Here is a 16,890-nt window from a genome sequence, read left to right as displayed (position 1 = left end):
TAATATGAATGAAGGGGAAAATACCTAAAATAAGAAATCAAGCGAATAAAGTAAAAAGAACGCCTCGTTATATGGAATTTCCCGTGACATACGAAGTATATCATGTGGAATCCGGCGATACATTATGGACGATTTCTAAATCCTTCAATATCCCGGTACAACAACTTATGAATCTTAATAAGCTTTCTTCAGATAGAATTTATCCTGGACAAATTATAAAGATAAGAGAAAGATAATCTTTGAGGTTTCGGAAACGAATCAAATTGAACTGACAATCCTCATTTTTTTATTTGTGGGGAACTTGATATTTTTGGGGATGAAGGGGTTATGAGATGTTTCAAATGAGCTATTTCTATTCTGGATTAGGATGGGATTTTATTCAACACGTTGATCAAACGAACGGAGTATTAAATGTTGTGTCTCCTGATTTTTTCTATATCAGAAAAGATGGATCATTACTTCTCCGTTCAGCTAATCCCGATGTGGTTAAAGCTCTTCATAGAAGAAAATTAAAAGTAGTTCCTTTTCTAAGCAATCATTGGGATCAGGATTTGGGACGATTTTCATTAATGAACCGAGTTCTTTTAGCTAAACAAATTTCTCATGCAATAGAAGAACTGGATTTGGACGGAGTTAATATCGATATAGAAAACCTTACAGAAAAAGATCGGAATTTATTTACAGATTTTGTTAGATTGGTAAGAGAAAGTATTCCTAGATATAAAGAAGTATCAGTTGCAGTGGCGGCAAATCCTTTTGGCTGGACGAAGGGCTGGCACGGATCATATGATTACGAGTATTTAGCTAAATATGCAGATTACCTTATGATTATGGCCTACGATGAAAGCCACCTTGCTGGACCTACTGCAAGTGTAGGATGGGTGGAAAAGTCCATTCAATATGCTCTGAACCAAAAAATCTCTCCTGAAAAACTAGTTTTAGGATTGCCATTCTATGGCCGCTGTTGGATGAAAGGCCAATCTGCCTCTCAAGCCATTCCCCTTTACCTTGTTGACTCATTAGTAAAAAGGCATAACGGGACAATTATTTTTGACACAAAGAGTCAATCTCCAAAAGCTATTTTTACTGTCAATCACGATAACAAGGGGCTGTTGCCTTCGGGAACATATACATTATGGTTTGAAAATGAACAGTCACTCAGAGCAAAAATAAAACTCGCTCAAAAATATAATCTGAAAGGTCTTGGCAGCTGGAGTCTTGGACAAGAGGATGCGTCAGTCTGGAATACAGTGTTTAAAAATATATAATGATTTATAGTTCAAAGCAAAATTCGAAGATAATTGCAATGAATCTCTATCCTTAATGGATGCTGGTTTATCTAAAAAACATGATGAGAATTGATTGACCACTCTCATTAAAAGATGGGGAAATTCAAGGCGCCAAGGTACGTGGAGAACCATGACTTGTTGATAATCGACCATATAGTTTCTCCTCAGAAATGAGGGGGTTTTACATAAAAAAGACGAGCGAATCCGGGGGGAATTCCACTCGCCGCTTTCTAATGAAAAGACGGGTGCTGGATGGCAGCTCGTCTGTTTCATTATAAAATAGGGAACATACGTTTGTAAAGGCCTGCGCAGTTTTTTCTCATTCGGAGCGGATCAATTGTAAAGGAATGGTCAGCATGATAGCATGTCCTGTAAAAAGAAGGAGTGTTCGTTATGGAGCCGTTAGAGTTAAACGGTGTAAGGCTGAAAATGTATGATTGTAAAGAAAGTGCGGGCAAAAACGGCCGCATGATTTCATTCGTATTGAAGGTGACATCTGAAACGTATCATGATATTGCCGTCCTTTTGTATGAAAAAATATTTGACATCAAGGCGCCCGAGCGCGGGCTTGAATTCCGCGGTAAAATAACCAACTACTATACATCCGTCACTAATCTTTACAATAAAGATGAGACAGGTGATTTTTTTGTAGAAATGACGGAGATCTGAATTCATTTGAAAAAGCTGCCGGGCGGCAGCTTTTGTGCGGGATATGTAAATGGTTCGGATTGTTCGGGGGGTTTAATAGGAGTCTCTGATGATTTTATAATTCTTATGGTTGACGACAGTGAGGGAATCTAATTCAAGGTCACGATAATTATCCATGATGGTTACATCAACGATGACGGAGTTTTCATTTACTTTTTCAACAATACCGGTTAATCCGTTTTTAAATTCAATGACGTTTCCAACCTTAGCAATTTTCACGAGCTTCCTCTCCTTTATCATAAATCCTGTTTGAAAATATTTTGCAGTATTTTCTTTAAGAAGTAAAGCGATATGGGTATCAGCCCGCTCAATCATTGTCCCGGCGGGGGAAAGATGGTATATTGATTTTCGGGAAAAAGCCGAGAAAAGGAGGCTGTGTTCGTTGCTGCCTGAGGAAATTTCAGAATGTATCAACCAAATGCGCACCGGTGAAATCAAAGAATTCAGGGTGCAGAAAGAACATTTTCTTGCATTTCGAGCAGTTTTATCGAAGCAGGAAGATTTTAAGCATTTCCGCGGTATTGCCCAGCAGGGCGGAGATGTTGTATTTCAGTATTTAGAACAGCCAAGAAGCTGACGGCTCCTCGCACTTGAGGAGTCTTTTTTTTGTTTTTTTGGTTTCTCATTTCATCTTGCTGTAACAGATGTAAACAAAATGTAAAATCCCTCCGATGGATACTTTTACTGCTATTTGGTTAATGTTGTGAAAATGACGGCTGTTTTCCTGCCAATAACAAGGCTGTTAACGAACTTCTTCCATCATAAAAGCTGATTGGGAGCACTGGAAAATCTTTAACCGTGAATTTGCGCACAGCTCTTGTTAAGGTAGTGAAGTATTTAAGGAGGAAATCGTATGACGACAAAATTTGCTGCCTTGGCTGTCTTTTTTCTATGTTTTATGCCTGCATCAAAAATTGAACATACAGAAGCTCTGTTTACTTTTGCGAAGAAGCCAAAGCAAGAACCCAGCACACTGGTTGCTGATTTAAATAAAAAAAGCTCGGTTCCGAAGCTTTCAAAAACGGATCATAAGCATTCTATCCAACCGATAAAGCTGTCATCTCACCAAGAGAAGAAGGCAAAACCGGAAGAGACGGCTTATCAGCCGCCGAAAAAAACGTATTCCCGCGCTGACAGACAACTTCTGTCACGTCTCGTTCACGCAGAAGCGAAAGGTGAATCTTATAAAGGGAAGGTTGCGGTAGCCAGCGTAGTGCTGAACCGTACTGAAAAAAACGGCTTCCCGGATACCATTCGGGGTGTGATCTATCAAAGGAATGCATTTGAACCGGTAGCAAACGGAAGCATTAATCAAAAGCCGGATAAGGATTCCATCGCCGCCGCAAATGAGGCGCTTGACCATCCGGGAAGAGAAACGGACGCGTTGTTTTTCTACAATCCGAAAACGGCATCTGACCACTGGATCCGTTCCCGAAAAATTATCGAACGGATCGGCAGACACGTATTTGCGATGTAAGCATAGCGGGATCAAAAATATCCCGGCTATGCTTTTTTCAATTTTGAGAAATCGAAAATATTTTCAGAACTTGTCTCATATGATGATGGAAGAACGAGAGACAAGGAGAGACACCATGAATCGATTTGTGAAAGGGATCATTCTTTTATCCATCGCCGCCTTTTTCGCGGAATGTCTGGAATTTGTCGTGAATATGATACTGGCGCGGGAGCTTGGCGAGCATGGGATGGGACTTTACATGAGCATTCTGCCCACCATTTTTTTGATTATCGTCATCGCCAGTCTGGAGCTTCCGATCTCCATTTCAAAATTCATCGCGGAATCCAATCAGAAGCTGCATGAAAGCATGCTCCGGCATGCCTTCAGAATGACCGCCGTTTTTACCGCGTTTTCAACCGCGGCCGCAAGCATCGCGCTGCCGTTCATTCCTGTATTCGATACGTATCACCCGTTTATTAAAGGGATTGTCATCGGGCTGATTCCAGTCGTCGCTTTTACATCCATCGCCAGAGGTTATTTTATGGGTGTGCAGCAAATGGGAAAAATCGCGGTTGCGAATGTCATGAAAAAAATCATTCAAGTGCTTTGTCTGTTTATCTTTTTTCAATGGTACTCTTTTGAAATTGATATGGCCGTGCTCATTTCATTATTTGTGCTGGTCGCAAGCGATGTCGTGGTGTTCGTTTACTTGTATACGCAGTTTATTTTGGCGAGGAGGGCGCTTTCCGGCCATCAGCACATTCATCTTCGCGGCAAGGACGTGCGGAAACGCCTCCTGGCCGTATCGATCCCGACAACGGGACTTCGTATATTTCATGCGGTGACGAATGCCATTGAACCCTTTTTAGTGAAAGGAGCGCTGCTGGCGTCCGGGGCAGCCGGGACAGCCGCGATTGATCAATACGGCATGCTTGCCGGTGTTGCGATGACAATCGGTTCGTTTCCCGCATTTATCGCCCATTCGCTGATGGTCGTCATGATTCCCAGCATTTCAGAAGCGTATGCGCTGTCCCAATATGATATTGTGCTGAAACGGCTGAGACAAGCGATTTTTATTACATTCGGCTACGGCATTCCGGCAGTCTGGGTCATGTTTCAGTTCGCGGGCCCGCTGACCCATTTGTTTTTTCAGTCTCCGGAAGCGCAGTATTATTTGCAGCTTTTGTGGCCGTTTTTTCTTTTTCATCTGTTTGTGATGCCGCTTCAGGCCTGTCTGATCGGTATCGGCCACGTGAAAACGGCGTTTTATCATAACGTATGGAGCAGCATTGTAGGGCTTTCGATGATGTATGTGCTCGGTTCTATGCCGGAATTGCAAATGCTCGGCATTATACTCGGCATGAATACCGGCATGATTCTTCTGACAAGTTTACATTACGCGACGATCTGCAAAGACCTCGGTGTCTCCGTGTTTTTGACGGGCGGCGGAAGAACAGCCCCCCGGATCGAAAGCTGAAAAGGCTGATACATTTCAATAAGGAAGGGCAAGCTATCCGAAACGCGTGAAAGGAAGATCATATGCATAAAAACCGCCTAATTGTATGTGCAGTCCTTTTGATAGCTGCCGCCGTCTGGATGCCTGAAGCAAAAGCCTCATCAGAAAAACAGGCAGTTCCCGCCGTGTTTCTGATGAAGACGATTGAAGGAGACGAGATATCGATTCCGAATAAAGGGCAGAAAACGATTTTGCATTTTTGGACATCGTGGTGTCCGCCGTGCAAAAAAGAACTGCCTCAGTTCCAAACGTATTATGAACAGCATCAGTCCGATGATGTAAGCCTTGTAACGGTAAATTTGATGAATGCCGAGCGAAACAAAAATACCGTTCAAAACTTTGTCAGTCAGCACCATCTCACTTTCCCGATTGTTCTTGACACGAAAGGTGAGCTTATGAAGGAATACGATGTCATGACGATTCCCACGTCATTTCTGCTGAATGAAAAAGGAGAAATCGAAAAAAAGATCGTCGGTCCGATGACCGCCTCACAATTAAAAGAATGGTCAGAGAAATAAAAAGGTGCTGGAGGAATTCCTCCAGCACCTTTTTTGCATATAATGAACAGCTGAAGAAATGCTAATGATAATTATTATCAAAAAGAAATTAAAACAATTATAATTGAAATCTTCCGCCGGCATGCTATAATAAAGAAAACACTGCGATAACACTGTGAAAATGCTGCCTGTCAGGCGGCTGTTTTGCTTTTATCGGGGAATTGAAGATGATTTGCGTTCTCAATTAGAGAGGAGAATTCATAATGAACGAACAAGTGATGACACAAACCCATTCACAACAGCACATACAAGAAGAGCGGGCCGGAAAAAAGTGGCTCCAGCATGCAGAACTCATTGCGGCGCTCGTATCCGGCGTCCTTATTCTTGCGGCCTGGTTTTTTACCGAAACAAAAGGCCTGTCCGTCACTTTGTATATCCTTGCCTTCCTGATCGGGGGATTTGCAAAAGCGAAAGAGGGAATTGAGGATACCATTGAGACGAAGGCGTTAAATGTGGAACTGCTGATGATTTTTGCGGCTGTCGGCTCCGCCCTGATCGGTTATTGGGCTGAAGGCGCTGTTCTTATCTTTATTTTTTCGTTAAGCGGCGCGCTCGAAACATATACGATGAATAAAAGCAGCCGTGATTTAACATCTTTAATGAAACTGGAACCGGAGGAAGCGACACTGCTTGCGGACGGACGGGAAAAGCGGGTGCCGGCTGCTGAACTTAAGATCGGTGACATGATCGTCATTAAGCCGGGCGAACGCGTAGCGGCAGACGGGATCATTGAGTCTGGCGTGACGAGCCTCGATGAATCGGCGCTTACGGGTGAAGCGATGCCGGCGGAAAAAACAGCCGGAGATTCTGTGTTTACAGGAACGGTAAACGGAAACGGCTCCTTAACGGTCCGTGTGACGAAAACAAATGAACAGTCTTTATTCAGAAAAATCATCCGGCTGGTTGAATCAGCCCAAAACAGCGTGTCACCGGCTCAGGCATTTATTGAGCGGTTCGAAAGTGTCTATGTCAAAGGCGTGCTGTTAGCCGTGGCTTTGCTTTTATTCATTCCTCATTTCGCTTTAGGCTGGAGCTGGAGTGAAACCTTTTACCGGGCGATGGTGTTTATGGTGGTCGCCTCCCCGTGCGCGCTTGTCGCTTCTATTATGCCCGCTGCGCTTTCCCTTATCTCAAATGGGGCCCGCAACGGATTATTGGTTAAAGGAAGTGTGTTTTTAGAGCAGCTGGGAAGCGTACGGATGATCGCATTTGACAAAACCGGCACGGTCACTAAGGGACAGCCGGCAGTCGCGGCATTTCAAGCTGCGGAACATGTGAGTGAAGATGAGATCATGCAGGCGGTGTATGCGATGGAAAAGCAATCAAGCCACCCGCTTGCAAAAGCGATAGCTGAATTTGCCGAAAGCCGGGGCGCCGCGCCCGCAGGACATCTATCGATTGACGAGACGTCCGGATTCGGTGTTCAGGCTGAAATAGAAGGCGTCAAATGGATGGTCGGAAAAGCGGGGTTTGCAGGTGAAGATGCGGCAGATGCTTTTTTGCAAACATCGGGAAAAGAATTAAAGGATAAAGGTTTTACACTGGTCTTTGTTAAAAAAGATGACCGGATTGCGGGCTGCTTTGCCTTAAAGGATCAAATCCGACCTGAAGCCAAAGCCGTGATGGCTGAGCTTGAATCACTGGGTATTAAAACAGCCATGCTCACCGGCGATCAGTCTGAAACTGCGGCTGCCATTGCAAAAGAGGCGGGCATGACGACGGTTGTTGCCGATTGTCTGCCGGACCAAAAGGCAAAAGAAGTGAAGAAGCTGAAAGAAACGTACGGCACAATCGCCATGGTGGGGGACGGCATTAATGACGCGCCCGCTCTGAAAACCGCTGACGTCGGTATTGCGATGGGCGGGGGAACGGACGTGGCCCTTGAAACGGCTGACTTAGTCCTTATGAAAAATGATCTTCACAAGCTTGTGAAAATGTGCAGACTCTCAAGGAAAATGAACCGGATTATTAAGCAGAATATTGTTTTCTCGCTCTCGGTCATCTGCCTTTTGATCTGCGCTAACTTTCTGCAGGTGATGGAACTGCCGTTTGGCGTGATCGGGCATGAGGGGAGCACGATTCTGGTCATTCTGAACGGACTGAGATTATTAAAATAAACATGACAGCCGCACATCGGGCGGCTGTTTTTTAAATGTTCGTTCACAGCATAAACGCCAGAAAACTGATAGAATGAATAAAGAGTCACTTTGGTAAGGAGGAAAAGCAAAAAATGAACAGATTAGAACGTGTTTCATCTTGGCTGAAAAAAGAAGGACATGATGCGGCGTTTATACATACAAAGGAAAACGTATTTTATTTAACTGATTTTTACACGGATCCGCATGAGCGGTTAATGGGATTGTTCCTGTTTCAGGAACAGGAGCCGTTTTTCGTTTGTCCGGGAATGGAAGCCGGACAAGCCCGCAACGCCGGGTGGGAGCATGATATTATCGGCTACGGCGATCACGAAGATCCGTGGGAGCTGATCAAAGCCGAGCTCACAAAACGAAATGTGCGGCTTGATTCCATCGCGGTTGAAAAGGATTCGATCTCTCTTTCCCGCTCAGAACAGCTCAAACAAGCTTCAGGGGGCGCGGCATTTGTTTCAGCAGAAGAAACGCTCAACCAATTTCGTCTCGTGAAAGATGAGAAGGAAATCAGCATTCTCAGGGAAGCGGCAAAGCTCGCGGATTACGGAGTTGAAGTCGGTGTTGCGGCGCTCAAAGAGGGTGTGAGTGAAACCGAAGTACTCGCGCAGATTGAGTTTGAGCTGAAGAAAAAAGGCGTGCAGGGCATGTCATTTTCAACGATGGTGCTGTTCGGGGAAAAATCAGGCCAGCCCCATGGGAATCCGGGTGCAGACCGGTTGAAAAAAGGCGATTTCGTTCTGTTTGATCTGGGCGTTATTCTTGACGGCTACTGTTCAGACATTACGAGAACATTCGCATACCAATCAATCAGCCCGAAACAGGAAGAGATTTACGAAACGGTGCTTAAAGCTGAACAGGCGGCGCTTCAATTAAGCAAACCAGGCGTCAGAATCGGCGATCTCGATTTAAAAGCCCGCGGCATTATTGAAAAAGCCGGATACGGAGACTATTTCCCGCACCGCCTCGGCCACGGACTCGGGATTTCGGTTCACGAATATCCATCAATGAGCAGCGCGAACGACACACTCCTCAAAGAAGGCATGGTATACACGATAGAACCGGGGATTTACGTGCCGGATGTCGGCGGCGTGCGCATTGAAGACGATGTGTTCGTCACAAAAGACGGCGCCGAAGCATTAACGCAGTATCCGAAAGGATTAACGATTCTGAAATAGAAAGCTTTGTGATAAAAAAGGACGGTTCTGGAACGCAGCGTCCTTTTTTATCACCTTTTAAATGAAAAAATCATCAAAATGCTGAAATGGTTTGATGTCATGCTTTTCATTCAGGGGCCGCATGGCAAGATAACTGCCGCCGACTATGGCGAGACACAAACCGATTAAGCAAAGAATCCCCATCGCTGTTCTTCTCCTTTCAAACGAATAGGCTGTTTCTGTTTCTAGCTTACTGTATGAAACGCATTCCAGATCAAGGGAAAAAAGAAAGGGGGACGCCATGGCTACGATCAGAGACATTGCCGGCGCTGCCGGGGTTTCCGTTACAACGGTTTCAAGAGTATTAAACGATCATCCTTATGTAAGTAAGGACAAAAGAGAAAGAGTGAAAAAAGCGATGCAATCGCTCGGATATACGCGCAACATTCATGCTGTACATTTATCCAAAGGTTTTTCCGATATGATCGGCGTTGTGCTTCCGTCGGTGAATCTGCCGTATTTTGCAGACCTTGTTGCAGGTATTGCCGAGGCTGCCGAAGCGTCAGGCGTGCATCTTTCTTTATACCAGACAGATTATCAGCAGCAAAAAGAACGTTTTGCCTTATCACAATTACAGGAGCGCCAAGTGGACGGCCTGATTATCTGCTCCAAAGCAATTCCTGATGAACATCTGCTTACCGTGAAAGAACCGCTCATCCTCTGCCAGTACACTGATGCGGCGGGGCTTTCCTCCATCAGTAATCCGCATCGGGAAGCATTTCGGCACGGTCTGGATTATCTGATAGAAAAGGGACACCGGAAAATAGCGATCAGCCTGGCCAGAAAAAAGGGAAAAAACAGTCAAGTACGCATTGCCGCATACAAAGAGGCGCTCAAGAAGATCGGGCAGCCTTACAGGGAAGAGCTGGTTGTGGAAAAGGCGCTGACGCTGCTTGACGGGAAAGCCCTTTTTCATAGATGGAAGAGCTGGGATGACAAACCGACTGCGCTGTTTGCGGCGAATGATCAAGTATCCGCAGGTCTTTACCTTGAAGCCAAGGCAAACGGGACGCGCATCCCGGAAGAGCTTGCGATTTTGAGCATCGACAATCATGATATCAGCAAGATGTTAGGTATTTCCACAATAGATATACAAACAAAAGAAATGGGAAAGCAGGCTTTTCACATGCTTGAGAACCGGATCAGCGGCGGGCCTCCGGCAAGGAAAGTTCTTGATTACCGCCTTATTGAACGATCAACCGTCTAAAAAAAGAATTGACGCGCTTTCCGTTCGTTTTGTACGATATGAGGTATTGAATGACAAAGGAGCTGAGGATCATGAAGGGGTCCTTTACAGTTGAAAAGGTATTAAATAACAATGTGCTCATCGCAACACATGATAGATACAGTGAGGTCGTCTTAATCGGAAAAGGGATCGGCTTTGGAAAAAAACAAGCGGATGTCATTGAAGATAAAGGGTATGACAAGATGTTCATCTTAAAGGATGAAAAAGAACAAAAACAATTTAAAAAGCTCCTCGGTTATGTGGACGAGACACTTGTCGACATCTCCAATGACGTCATTTATCATATCAAGAAGCGGACAAGCCAACCGTTAAATGAGCATATCCATATTGCGCTGACTGACCATATCGCCTTTGCGGTTAAGCGGCTGCAGCAGGGTTTTGACATTAAAAACCCGTTTCTCATGGAAACCGAAACGCTTTATCCGGAAGAATTCCAAATTGCCCGTGAAGTCGTCGGCATGATTAATGAAAAGACGGGAATCTGCCTTCCGGAAGGAGAGATCGGCTTTATCGCTCTGCATATCCACTCCGCCCTGACGAATCGGCCCCTTTCAGAGGTCAATCAGCATTCACAGCTGATGTCCCGGCTCGTTCAGGTGATTGAGGAATCTTTCCAGATGAAAGTGAATAAAGAAAGCGTCCACTATTTGCGGCTGATCCGGCATATCAGATTTACCATAGACAGGATTAATCGGGAAGAGCAGACAAAAGAACCAGAAAAGTTAATGTTATTATTGAAAAATGAATACCCGCTATGCTACAATACTGCTTGGAAACTGATAAAAATCTTGCAGCAAATACTGAAAAAACCAGTTCATGAGGCGGAAGCGGTTTATCTCACGCTTCATTTGTACCGATTAACCAATAAAATTTCATAATTTCAGTTGAAACCTTAAAAACGTGTCACTGATTCGATCAGGCATGAGTGATTGAGGGTAAAAAACGGGAAGAATGGTCCCGTTATTTTGCACACCCTTTTTACTCATGCCTTTTTTGTTGTGTAAAAGGGCAAATGTAAACGGTTAAACTGAAGACTTGCGCCAGTGAATTCGTTGTCATGAATTTTCGCTGTAAGGTCACACTAGCTAACAGAGGAGGTACATCTTTTATGTTTAAAGCATTATTCGGCGTTCTCCAGAAAATCGGCCGTGCTCTTATGCTTCCGGTTGCGATTTTACCGGCTGCGGGGATCTTGCTTGCGTTAGGGAATGCCATGCAGAACAAAGATATGATTCAAGTCATGCACTTCTTAAGCAATGATAACGTTCAGCTTGTGGCGAATGTCATGGAAAGCGCCGGTCAAATCGTATTTGACAACCTGCCGCTTCTTTTTGCAGTAGGGGTTGCGATCGGTCTTGCCAACGGAGACGGTGTTGCCGGAATCGCGGCTATTATCGGATACTTGGTCATGAACGTATCCATGAGCGCCGTGCTTATGGCAAACGGCAGTATTCCGTCTGACAAAATTGAACGGGCAAAGTTTTTTGCGGAAAACCATCCGGCCTATATTAACATGCTGGGGATACCCACTTTGGCGACGGGCGTGTTCGGCGGTATTATCGTCGGGGTTCTGGCCGCGTTATTGTTCAACAAGTTTTATAAAATTGAACTTCCGCAGTACCTCGGATTCTTTGCGGGTAAGCGCTTCGTCCCGATTATCACATCAATTTCCGCATTAATTCTCGGTCTTATTATGTTAGTGATCTGGCCTCCGATCCAGCACGGTCTGAATTCCTTCTCCACGGGTCTTGTGGAAGCGAATCCAACCTTGGCGGCCTTTATTTTCGGGATGATTGAGCGGTCATTGATTCCGTTCGGTCTTCATCACATTTTCTACTCGCCGTTCTGGTATGAATTTTTCAGCTATAAAGATGCGGCCGGAGACATCATCCGCGGAGATCAGCGGATTTTCATGGCTCAGATCAAAGACGGCGTACAGCTGACGGCGGGAACATTTATGACGGGGAAATATCCGTTTATGATGTTCGGTCTTCCGGCGGCAGCGCTTGCAATCTATCATGAAGCGAAGCCTGAAAAGAAAAAACTTGTAGCCGGAATCATGGGTTCTGCCGCTCTGACAAGTTTCTTAACGGGAATTACCGAGCCGCTTGAATTCTCATTCTTGTTTGTGGCTCCTATCCTGTTTGCGATTCACTGCGTATTCGCGGGGCTTTCCTTTATGGTTATGCAGCTGCTGCATGTAAAAATCGGTATGACCTTCTCAGGCGGTCTGATTGACTACTTCCTGTTCGGAATTCTGCCTAACCGGACGGCTTGGTGGCTTGTCATTCCGGTCGGCTTAGGATTAGCCGTCATTTACTACTTCGGTTTCCGGTTTGCGATCAGAAAGTTCAATCTGAAAACGCCGGGCCGTGAAGAAGAGGCTGCGGATGAAGGTGCGGGCGCCTCAGGCGAAGCCGGCGACCTTCCTTATGAAATCCTGCAGGCAATGGGTGATCAGGAAAACATTAAGCACCTTGACGCTTGTATCACGAGACTTCGCGTTACGGTCAACGACCAGAAGAAAGTGGATAAGGCCCGTCTGAAACAGCTTGGCGCCTCAGGCGTTCTTGAAGTCGGAAACAACATTCAGGCCATTTTCGGCCCGCGTTCTGACGGTTTAAAAACACAGATGCAGGATATTATCGCCGGACGCACGCCGCGCCCTGAACCGAAAGTATCCGCGCAAGAAGAAGTCAGCCAGCAGGTTGAAGAGGTTATCGCAGATCCGCTCCGAAACGAGCAGGGTGAAGAAGTGTTCGCTTCTCCGATCACCGGCGAAATCCATCCGATTACCGATGTGCCTGACCAGGTGTTCTCAGGAAAAATGATGGGTGACGGTTTTGCGATTCTTCCTGAAGAAGGAATCGTCGTATCGCCTGTCCGCGGAAAAGTGCTGAATGTTTTCCCGACAAAACATGCGATCGGCCTTCAGTCTGACGGCGGAAGAGAGATCCTGATTCATTTCGGAATCGACACAGTCAGTCTGAAAGGCGAAGGATTCACTTCTTTTGTTTCTGAGGGTGACCGGGTTGAACCGGGGCAAAAGCTGCTTGAAGTTGATCTTGAAGCGGTTAAACCTCATGTTCCTTCATTAATGACACCGATTGTCTTTACAAATCTTGCCGAGGGTGAAGCGATTTCGCTTTCGGCCGAAGGTACCGTAAAACGGGAACAAAAAGATATTGTGAAAATCGGAAAATAAGCATATAAATACGCCGTGCTTGTCAGATGACAAGTACGGCTGTATGATATAATATTGTGTAGTAAAATAGCTTTAATTTAAAGGAGAATGATAATCATGGCACAAAAAACATTTAAAGTAACAGCAGATTCCGGAATCCACGCTCGTCCTGCGACAGTTCTTGTACAGACTGCAAGCAAATACGATGCTGACGTAAACTTAGAATATAACGGCAAAACAGTAAACCTTAAGTCAATCATGGGCGTTATGTCTCTAGGTATTGCTAAAGGCGCTGAAATCACAATTTCCGCTTCAGGCGCTGACGAAAACGATGCTCTTAACGCTTTAGAAGAAACAATGAAAAGCGAAGGACTCGGCGAGTAATGCAAGAATTAAAAGGAATAGGCGCTTCAGCCGGAATTGCGATTGCGAAAGCATACCGGCTTGAAGAGCCGGACTTAACGGTTGAAAAGAAAAACATTGCTGATGCTGCGGCTGAAGTAAGCCGTTTTGATGAAGCGATTGTACGTTCTAAAGAAGAGCTTGAAAAAATTAAAGAGCATGCTTTAAAAGAACTGGGACAAGACAAAGCTGACATTTTCTCCGCGCACCTTTTAGTTCTGAGTGATCCTGAGCTGTTGAACCCGGTAAAGGAGAAAATCAGCACAGATTCAGTCAATGCTGAATTCGCTTTGAAAGAAACAGCTTCCATGTTCGTTACTATGTTTGAATCAATGGATAACGAATACATGAAAGAGCGTGCGGCGGATATCCGTGACGTAACAAAACGTGTGACGGGGCACCTGCTGGGCGTGGAAATTCCGAACCCGAGCATGATCTCAGAAGAGGTTGTTATCGTGGCTGAAGATTTGACACCGTCTGATACGGCGCAATTAAACCGCCAGTTTGTAAAAGGTTTTACAACTGATATCGGCGGACGCACTTCACACTCCGCGATCATGGCCCGTTCGCTTGAAATTCCGGCTGTTGTCGGCACAAAAGCGGCTACAGGGACAATTGAAAACGGTGTTACGGTAATCGTAGACGGCATCGATGGTGATGTGATCATCGATCCTTCCAGTGAAACGTTAAAGAAATATGAAGAAAAGCACAGTGCTTACCTGGCGCAAAAAGCTGAGTGGGCGAAGCTCGTCAATGAACCGACTGTTTCTAAAGACGGCCATCATGTAGAGCTTGCCGCAAATATCGGCACACCTGACGATGTAAAAGGCGTTCTTGAAAACGGAGGAGAAGCTGTAGGGCTTTACCGTACGGAATTCCTTTACATGGGACGCGACCAGCTTCCGACGGAAGACGAGCAGTTTGACGCTTATAAAACGGTTCTTGAGCGTATGGAAGGAAAATCAGTTGTCGTGCGGACATTGGATATCGGCGGCGACAAAGAGCTTCCTTACCTGCAGCTACCTAAAGAAATGAACCCGTTCTTAGGCTACAGAGCCATCCGCCTTTGCCTTGAAGAGCAAGAAATCTTCAGAACTCAGCTTCGTGCGCTGCTTCGTGCAAGTACATACGGAAACTTAAAAATCATGTTCCCGATGATTGCGACAGTAAACGAGTTTAAACAGGCGAAAGCGATTCTTCTCGAAGAAAAAGAAAAACTCGTCGAAGCCGGCGTAGCGGTTTCTGACGATATTGAAGTCGGTATGATGGTAGAGATTCCGTCTACAGCCGTGATCGCAGATCAGTTTGCCGCAGAAGTTGACTTCTTCAGTATCGGAACAAATGACTTGATCCAATACACGATGGCTGCTGACCGCATGAACGAGCGCGTAGCTTATCTGTATCAGCCATACAATCCGGCGATTCTCCGTCTGATCACCCTTGTTATTGAAGCCGCTCACAAAGAGGGCAAATGGGTCGGCATGTGCGGAGAAATGGCGGGAGACGAAATTGCGATTCCGATTCTTCTCGGCTTAGGCTTAGATGAGTTCTCGATGAGCGCTACATCCATCCTTCCGGCAAGAACGCAGATCAGCAAGCTTTCTAAAAAAGAAGCTGAATCATTCAAAGAAACAATCTTGTCTATGAGCACGACAGAAGAGGTTGTCGCATTCGTTAAAGAAACATTCAATAAGTAATACAAAAGCCAGACGGTGTAAGCCGTCTGGTTTTTTTCATATTCGGAAAAAAGGGGGGAACAATAACTTTCAACAGGAGGGATTATTATGACAAAATCATTTGCAGCGGGGGATACGGTCTATGTGATTTACCGCAATCCGCATGCGGCCAATGTTGCCCATATTAAAGAGGCGGAGATCGTCCATCATCCGTATCATGAGGGAGAACTGTCTCTGTTTTTATACGAAACCTATCATCCGCTGGCCGAAGATGACGCGGTCTTTTCGACATATGAGGAAGCGGAAGCGCTTTACAGCGAGCTTTTTGAAGAAGACCGGTATCATTGATCAAAGGAAATGTTTACAACGCATATTCACTCTCTTTTAAACGGAAAGTAACAACATGAGAATATGTAAAGGGAGTGTCTGTCTATGTTGAAGCCGTTTGTGCCCCAGCTTGTTTATATTGAACCGAGAGCGCTCGAATACCCGTTAGGAAAAGAGCTGAAGAATAAGTTTGAAAACATGGGGCTTGAGATCAGAGAAACGACATCGCATAATCAAGTCCGGAATATTCCGGGAAAAAATCATTTGCAGCAATACCGGAACGCGAAATCAACATTGGTAATCGGCGTCCGGAAAACACTGAAATTCGATTCTTCAAAGCCGTCCGCCGAATATGCCATTCCATTTGCGACGGGCTGTATGGGGCATTGCCACTATTGCTACCTGCAGACGACGATGGGGTCAAAGCCCTACATTCGGACATATGTCAATGTGGAAGAGATTCTGGATCAGGCTGATGAGTATATGAAAGAACGGGCGCCGGAATTTACAAGATTTGAAGCCTCTTGTACGTCTGATATCGTAGGAATCGATCATCTGACACATACATTAAAAAGAGCCATTGAACATTTCGGACAAAGCGAATTGGGACAGCTCAGATTCGTGACTAAATTTCACCACGTCGATCATTTGCTTGATGCAAAACATAACGGAAAGACTAGGTTCAGATTCAGCATCAATGCGGATTATGTCATTAAAAACTTTGAACCGGGAACTTCTCCGCTCGACAAACGGATAGAAGCCGCCGTCAAAGTCGCTAAAGCGGGCTATCCGCTCGGTTTCATCGTGGCGCCGATTTATATTCACGATGGCTGGGAGGAAGGCTATAAGGAACTGTTTGAGAAACTTGATGCGGCGCTTGATGAAGACGTTCGGCATGACATCACATTTGAACTGATCCAGCACCGTTTTACAAAACCGGCCAAGCGGGTGATTGAGAAGAACTATCCGAAAACAAAGCTTGAGCTTGATGAAGAAAAGCGCAGATACAAATGGGGACGCTACGGAATCGGCAAGTATATATACCAAAAGGACGAAGAACATGACTTAAGGGAAACACTCGAATCTTATATCGAAACCTATTTCCCGAAAGCGAAAATCGAATATTTTACGTAAGGCGGAGCTGTCGGTACGACAGCTCTTTTTT

18 protein-coding genes are annotated in these 16,890 nt (G+C 45.3%); 16 read left to right on the top strand and 2 right to left on the bottom strand.

Annotation, left to right across the window (positions count from 1 at the left end; translation table 11 throughout):
- The first annotated feature begins 8 nt into the window (after nucleotides 1–8).
- The 3 genes from BZ167_RS02570 to BZ167_RS02560 all read left to right on the top strand — a co-directional run bounded on the left by BZ167_RS02570 (nucleotide 9) and on the right by BZ167_RS02560 (nucleotide 1,958).
- Nucleotides 9–236, top strand: coding sequence for a LysM peptidoglycan-binding domain-containing protein (locus BZ167_RS02570; protein ID WP_039062980.1), 228 nt, complete (start codon nucleotides 9–11; stop codon nucleotides 234–236).
- Nucleotides 237–332: 96 nt separating this feature from the next.
- Nucleotides 333–1,268, top strand: a complete 936-nt coding sequence (locus BZ167_RS02565; RefSeq protein ID WP_060675367.1) for a glycosyl hydrolase family 18 protein — start codon at nucleotides 333–335, stop codon at nucleotides 1,266–1,268.
- 414 nt (nucleotides 1,269–1,682) lie between these two features.
- On the top strand, nucleotides 1,683–1,958 hold the full coding sequence (locus BZ167_RS02560) for a DUF3219 family protein (protein ID WP_061890565.1): 276 nt from the start codon (nucleotides 1,683–1,685) through the stop codon (nucleotides 1,956–1,958).
- 72 nt (nucleotides 1,959–2,030) lie between these two features.
- Here the strand turns inward: BZ167_RS02560 and BZ167_RS02555 are convergent, their stop codons facing one another.
- Nucleotides 2,031–2,216: a YkvS family protein gene (locus BZ167_RS02555; protein ID WP_003154669.1), complete on the bottom strand. Its 186-nt coding sequence runs from the start codon at nucleotides 2,214–2,216 to the stop codon at nucleotides 2,031–2,033.
- A gap of 163 nt (nucleotides 2,217–2,379) precedes the next feature.
- Between BZ167_RS02555 and BZ167_RS02550 the strand changes: the two genes are divergently transcribed.
- From BZ167_RS02550 to BZ167_RS02525, 6 genes are all read left to right on the top strand, one after another.
- Nucleotides 2,380–2,574: a hypothetical protein gene (locus tag BZ167_RS02550; RefSeq protein WP_007409591.1), complete on the top strand. Its 195-nt coding sequence runs from the start codon at nucleotides 2,380–2,382 to the stop codon at nucleotides 2,572–2,574.
- Between the two features lie 276 nt (nucleotides 2,575–2,850).
- The gene (locus BZ167_RS02545; protein WP_015417352.1) at nucleotides 2,851–3,474 is read left to right on the top strand and encodes a cell wall hydrolase; all 624 of its coding nucleotides are present in this window, start codon (nucleotides 2,851–2,853) and stop codon (nucleotides 3,472–3,474) included.
- Between the two features lie 115 nt (nucleotides 3,475–3,589).
- On the top strand, nucleotides 3,590–4,930 hold the full coding sequence (locus tag BZ167_RS02540; protein WP_007409593.1) for a polysaccharide biosynthesis protein: 1,341 nt from the start codon (nucleotides 3,590–3,592) through the stop codon (nucleotides 4,928–4,930).
- Nucleotides 4,931–4,992: 62 nt separating this feature from the next.
- Nucleotides 4,993–5,487 carry an endospore biogenesis thiol-disulfide oxidoreductase StoA gene (gene stoA, locus BZ167_RS02535; protein WP_007409594.1) on the top strand — a complete coding sequence of 165 codons (495 nt, stop codon included), beginning with the start codon at nucleotides 4,993–4,995 and terminating at the stop codon, nucleotides 5,485–5,487.
- Between the two features lie 242 nt (nucleotides 5,488–5,729).
- Nucleotides 5,730–7,643, top strand: coding sequence for a heavy metal translocating P-type ATPase (locus BZ167_RS02530; RefSeq protein ID WP_007409595.1), 1,914 nt, complete (start codon nucleotides 5,730–5,732; stop codon nucleotides 7,641–7,643).
- A 113-nt stretch (nucleotides 7,644–7,756) separates the two neighbouring features.
- Nucleotides 7,757–8,851 (top strand): M24 family metallopeptidase, encoded by a 1,095-nt coding sequence (locus tag BZ167_RS02525; RefSeq protein ID WP_060675364.1) that lies wholly within the window; start codon nucleotides 7,757–7,759, stop codon nucleotides 8,849–8,851.
- A 57-nt stretch (nucleotides 8,852–8,908) separates the two neighbouring features.
- On the opposite strand, the gene BZ167_RS20580 is transcribed toward BZ167_RS02525, so the two are convergent.
- The gene (locus BZ167_RS20580) at nucleotides 8,909–9,034 is read right to left on the bottom strand and encodes a hypothetical protein (protein WP_014721086.1); all 126 of its coding nucleotides are present in this window, start codon (nucleotides 9,032–9,034) and stop codon (nucleotides 8,909–8,911) included.
- A gap of 97 nt (nucleotides 9,035–9,131) precedes the next feature.
- Between BZ167_RS20580 and BZ167_RS02520 the strand changes: the two genes are divergently transcribed.
- The 7 genes from BZ167_RS02520 (at nucleotide 9,132) to splB (ending at nucleotide 16,859) form a co-directional block, all read left to right on the top strand.
- A complete protein-coding gene (locus BZ167_RS02520; protein WP_015417354.1) occupies nucleotides 9,132–10,097 on the top strand; it encodes a LacI family DNA-binding transcriptional regulator in 966 nt (321 codons plus the stop codon).
- Nucleotides 10,098–10,147: 50 nt separating this feature from the next.
- Complete coding sequence (gene glcT, locus BZ167_RS02515; RefSeq protein WP_012117426.1) at nucleotides 10,148–11,014, top strand: glucose PTS transporter transcription antiterminator GlcT; 867 nt, start codon at nucleotides 10,148–10,150, stop codon at nucleotides 11,012–11,014.
- Nucleotides 11,015–11,244: 230 nt separating this feature from the next.
- Nucleotides 11,245–13,341, top strand: a complete 2,097-nt coding sequence (gene ptsG, locus BZ167_RS02510) for a glucose-specific PTS transporter subunit IIBC (protein WP_007409599.1) — start codon at nucleotides 11,245–11,247, stop codon at nucleotides 13,339–13,341.
- Between the two features lie 96 nt (nucleotides 13,342–13,437).
- The gene (locus BZ167_RS02505) at nucleotides 13,438–13,704 is read left to right on the top strand and encodes a phosphocarrier protein HPr (protein ID WP_003154654.1); all 267 of its coding nucleotides are present in this window, start codon (nucleotides 13,438–13,440) and stop codon (nucleotides 13,702–13,704) included.
- Nucleotides 13,704–15,419: a phosphoenolpyruvate--protein phosphotransferase gene (gene ptsP / locus BZ167_RS02500; RefSeq protein ID WP_015417356.1), complete on the top strand. Its 1,716-nt coding sequence runs from the start codon at nucleotides 13,704–13,706 to the stop codon at nucleotides 15,417–15,419. Before BZ167_RS02505 ends, ptsP begins: the two co-directional genes overlap by 1 nt.
- Before the next feature lie 87 nt (nucleotides 15,420–15,506).
- On the top strand, nucleotides 15,507–15,746 hold the full coding sequence (locus tag BZ167_RS02495) for a splAB operon transcriptional regulator SplA (RefSeq protein WP_003154646.1): 240 nt from the start codon (nucleotides 15,507–15,509) through the stop codon (nucleotides 15,744–15,746).
- Nucleotides 15,747–15,830: 84 nt separating this feature from the next.
- Nucleotides 15,831–16,859: a spore photoproduct lyase gene (gene splB / locus BZ167_RS02490; protein ID WP_015417358.1), complete on the top strand. Its 1,029-nt coding sequence runs from the start codon at nucleotides 15,831–15,833 to the stop codon at nucleotides 16,857–16,859.
- Nucleotides 16,860–16,890: the final 31 nt, after the last annotated feature.

This window comes from Bacillus sp. 275, from assembly GCF_001999205.1.
GTDB lineage: Bacteria > Bacillota > Bacilli > Bacillales > Bacillaceae > Bacillus > Bacillus velezensis.
The sequence above is the reverse complement of the archived record's forward strand: the minus strand, read 5'-3'. Positions and strand labels throughout refer to the sequence as shown.

What these genes read in the sequence shown, in the direction of transcription:
- BZ167_RS02570 (WP_039062980.1), top strand. Translation starts at nt 9, where the DNA reads ATGAAGGGGAAAATACCTAAAATAAGAAATCAAGCGAATAAAGTAAAA.
- BZ167_RS02565 (WP_060675367.1), top strand. Translation starts at nt 333, where the DNA reads ATGTTTCAAATGAGCTATTTCTATTCTGGATTAGGATGGGATTTTATT.
- BZ167_RS02560 (WP_061890565.1), top strand. Translation starts at nt 1,683, where the DNA reads ATGGAGCCGTTAGAGTTAAACGGTGTAAGGCTGAAAATGTATGATTGT.
- BZ167_RS02545 (WP_015417352.1), top strand. Translation starts at nt 2,851, where the DNA reads ATGACGACAAAATTTGCTGCCTTGGCTGTCTTTTTTCTATGTTTTATG.
- BZ167_RS02540 (WP_007409593.1), top strand. Translation starts at nt 3,590, where the DNA reads ATGAATCGATTTGTGAAAGGGATCATTCTTTTATCCATCGCCGCCTTT.
- stoA (WP_007409594.1), top strand. Translation starts at nt 4,993, where the DNA reads ATGCATAAAAACCGCCTAATTGTATGTGCAGTCCTTTTGATAGCTGCC.
- BZ167_RS02530 (WP_007409595.1), top strand. Translation starts at nt 5,730, where the DNA reads ATGAACGAACAAGTGATGACACAAACCCATTCACAACAGCACATACAA.
- BZ167_RS02525 (WP_060675364.1), top strand. Translation starts at nt 7,757, where the DNA reads ATGAACAGATTAGAACGTGTTTCATCTTGGCTGAAAAAAGAAGGACAT.
- BZ167_RS20580 (WP_014721086.1), bottom strand. Translation starts at nt 9,034, where the DNA reads ATGGGGATTCTTTGCTTAATCGGTTTGTGTCTCGCCATAGTCGGCGGC.
- BZ167_RS02520 (WP_015417354.1), top strand. Translation starts at nt 9,132, where the DNA reads ATGGCTACGATCAGAGACATTGCCGGCGCTGCCGGGGTTTCCGTTACA.
- glcT (WP_012117426.1), top strand. Translation starts at nt 10,148, where the DNA reads ATGACAAAGGAGCTGAGGATCATGAAGGGGTCCTTTACAGTTGAAAAG.
- ptsG (WP_007409599.1), top strand. Translation starts at nt 11,245, where the DNA reads ATGTTTAAAGCATTATTCGGCGTTCTCCAGAAAATCGGCCGTGCTCTT.
- BZ167_RS02505 (WP_003154654.1), top strand. Translation starts at nt 13,438, where the DNA reads ATGGCACAAAAAACATTTAAAGTAACAGCAGATTCCGGAATCCACGCT.
- ptsP (WP_015417356.1), top strand. Translation starts at nt 13,704, where the DNA reads ATGCAAGAATTAAAAGGAATAGGCGCTTCAGCCGGAATTGCGATTGCG.
- BZ167_RS02495 (WP_003154646.1), top strand. Translation starts at nt 15,507, where the DNA reads ATGACAAAATCATTTGCAGCGGGGGATACGGTCTATGTGATTTACCGC.
- splB (WP_015417358.1), top strand. Translation starts at nt 15,831, where the DNA reads ATGTTGAAGCCGTTTGTGCCCCAGCTTGTTTATATTGAACCGAGAGCG.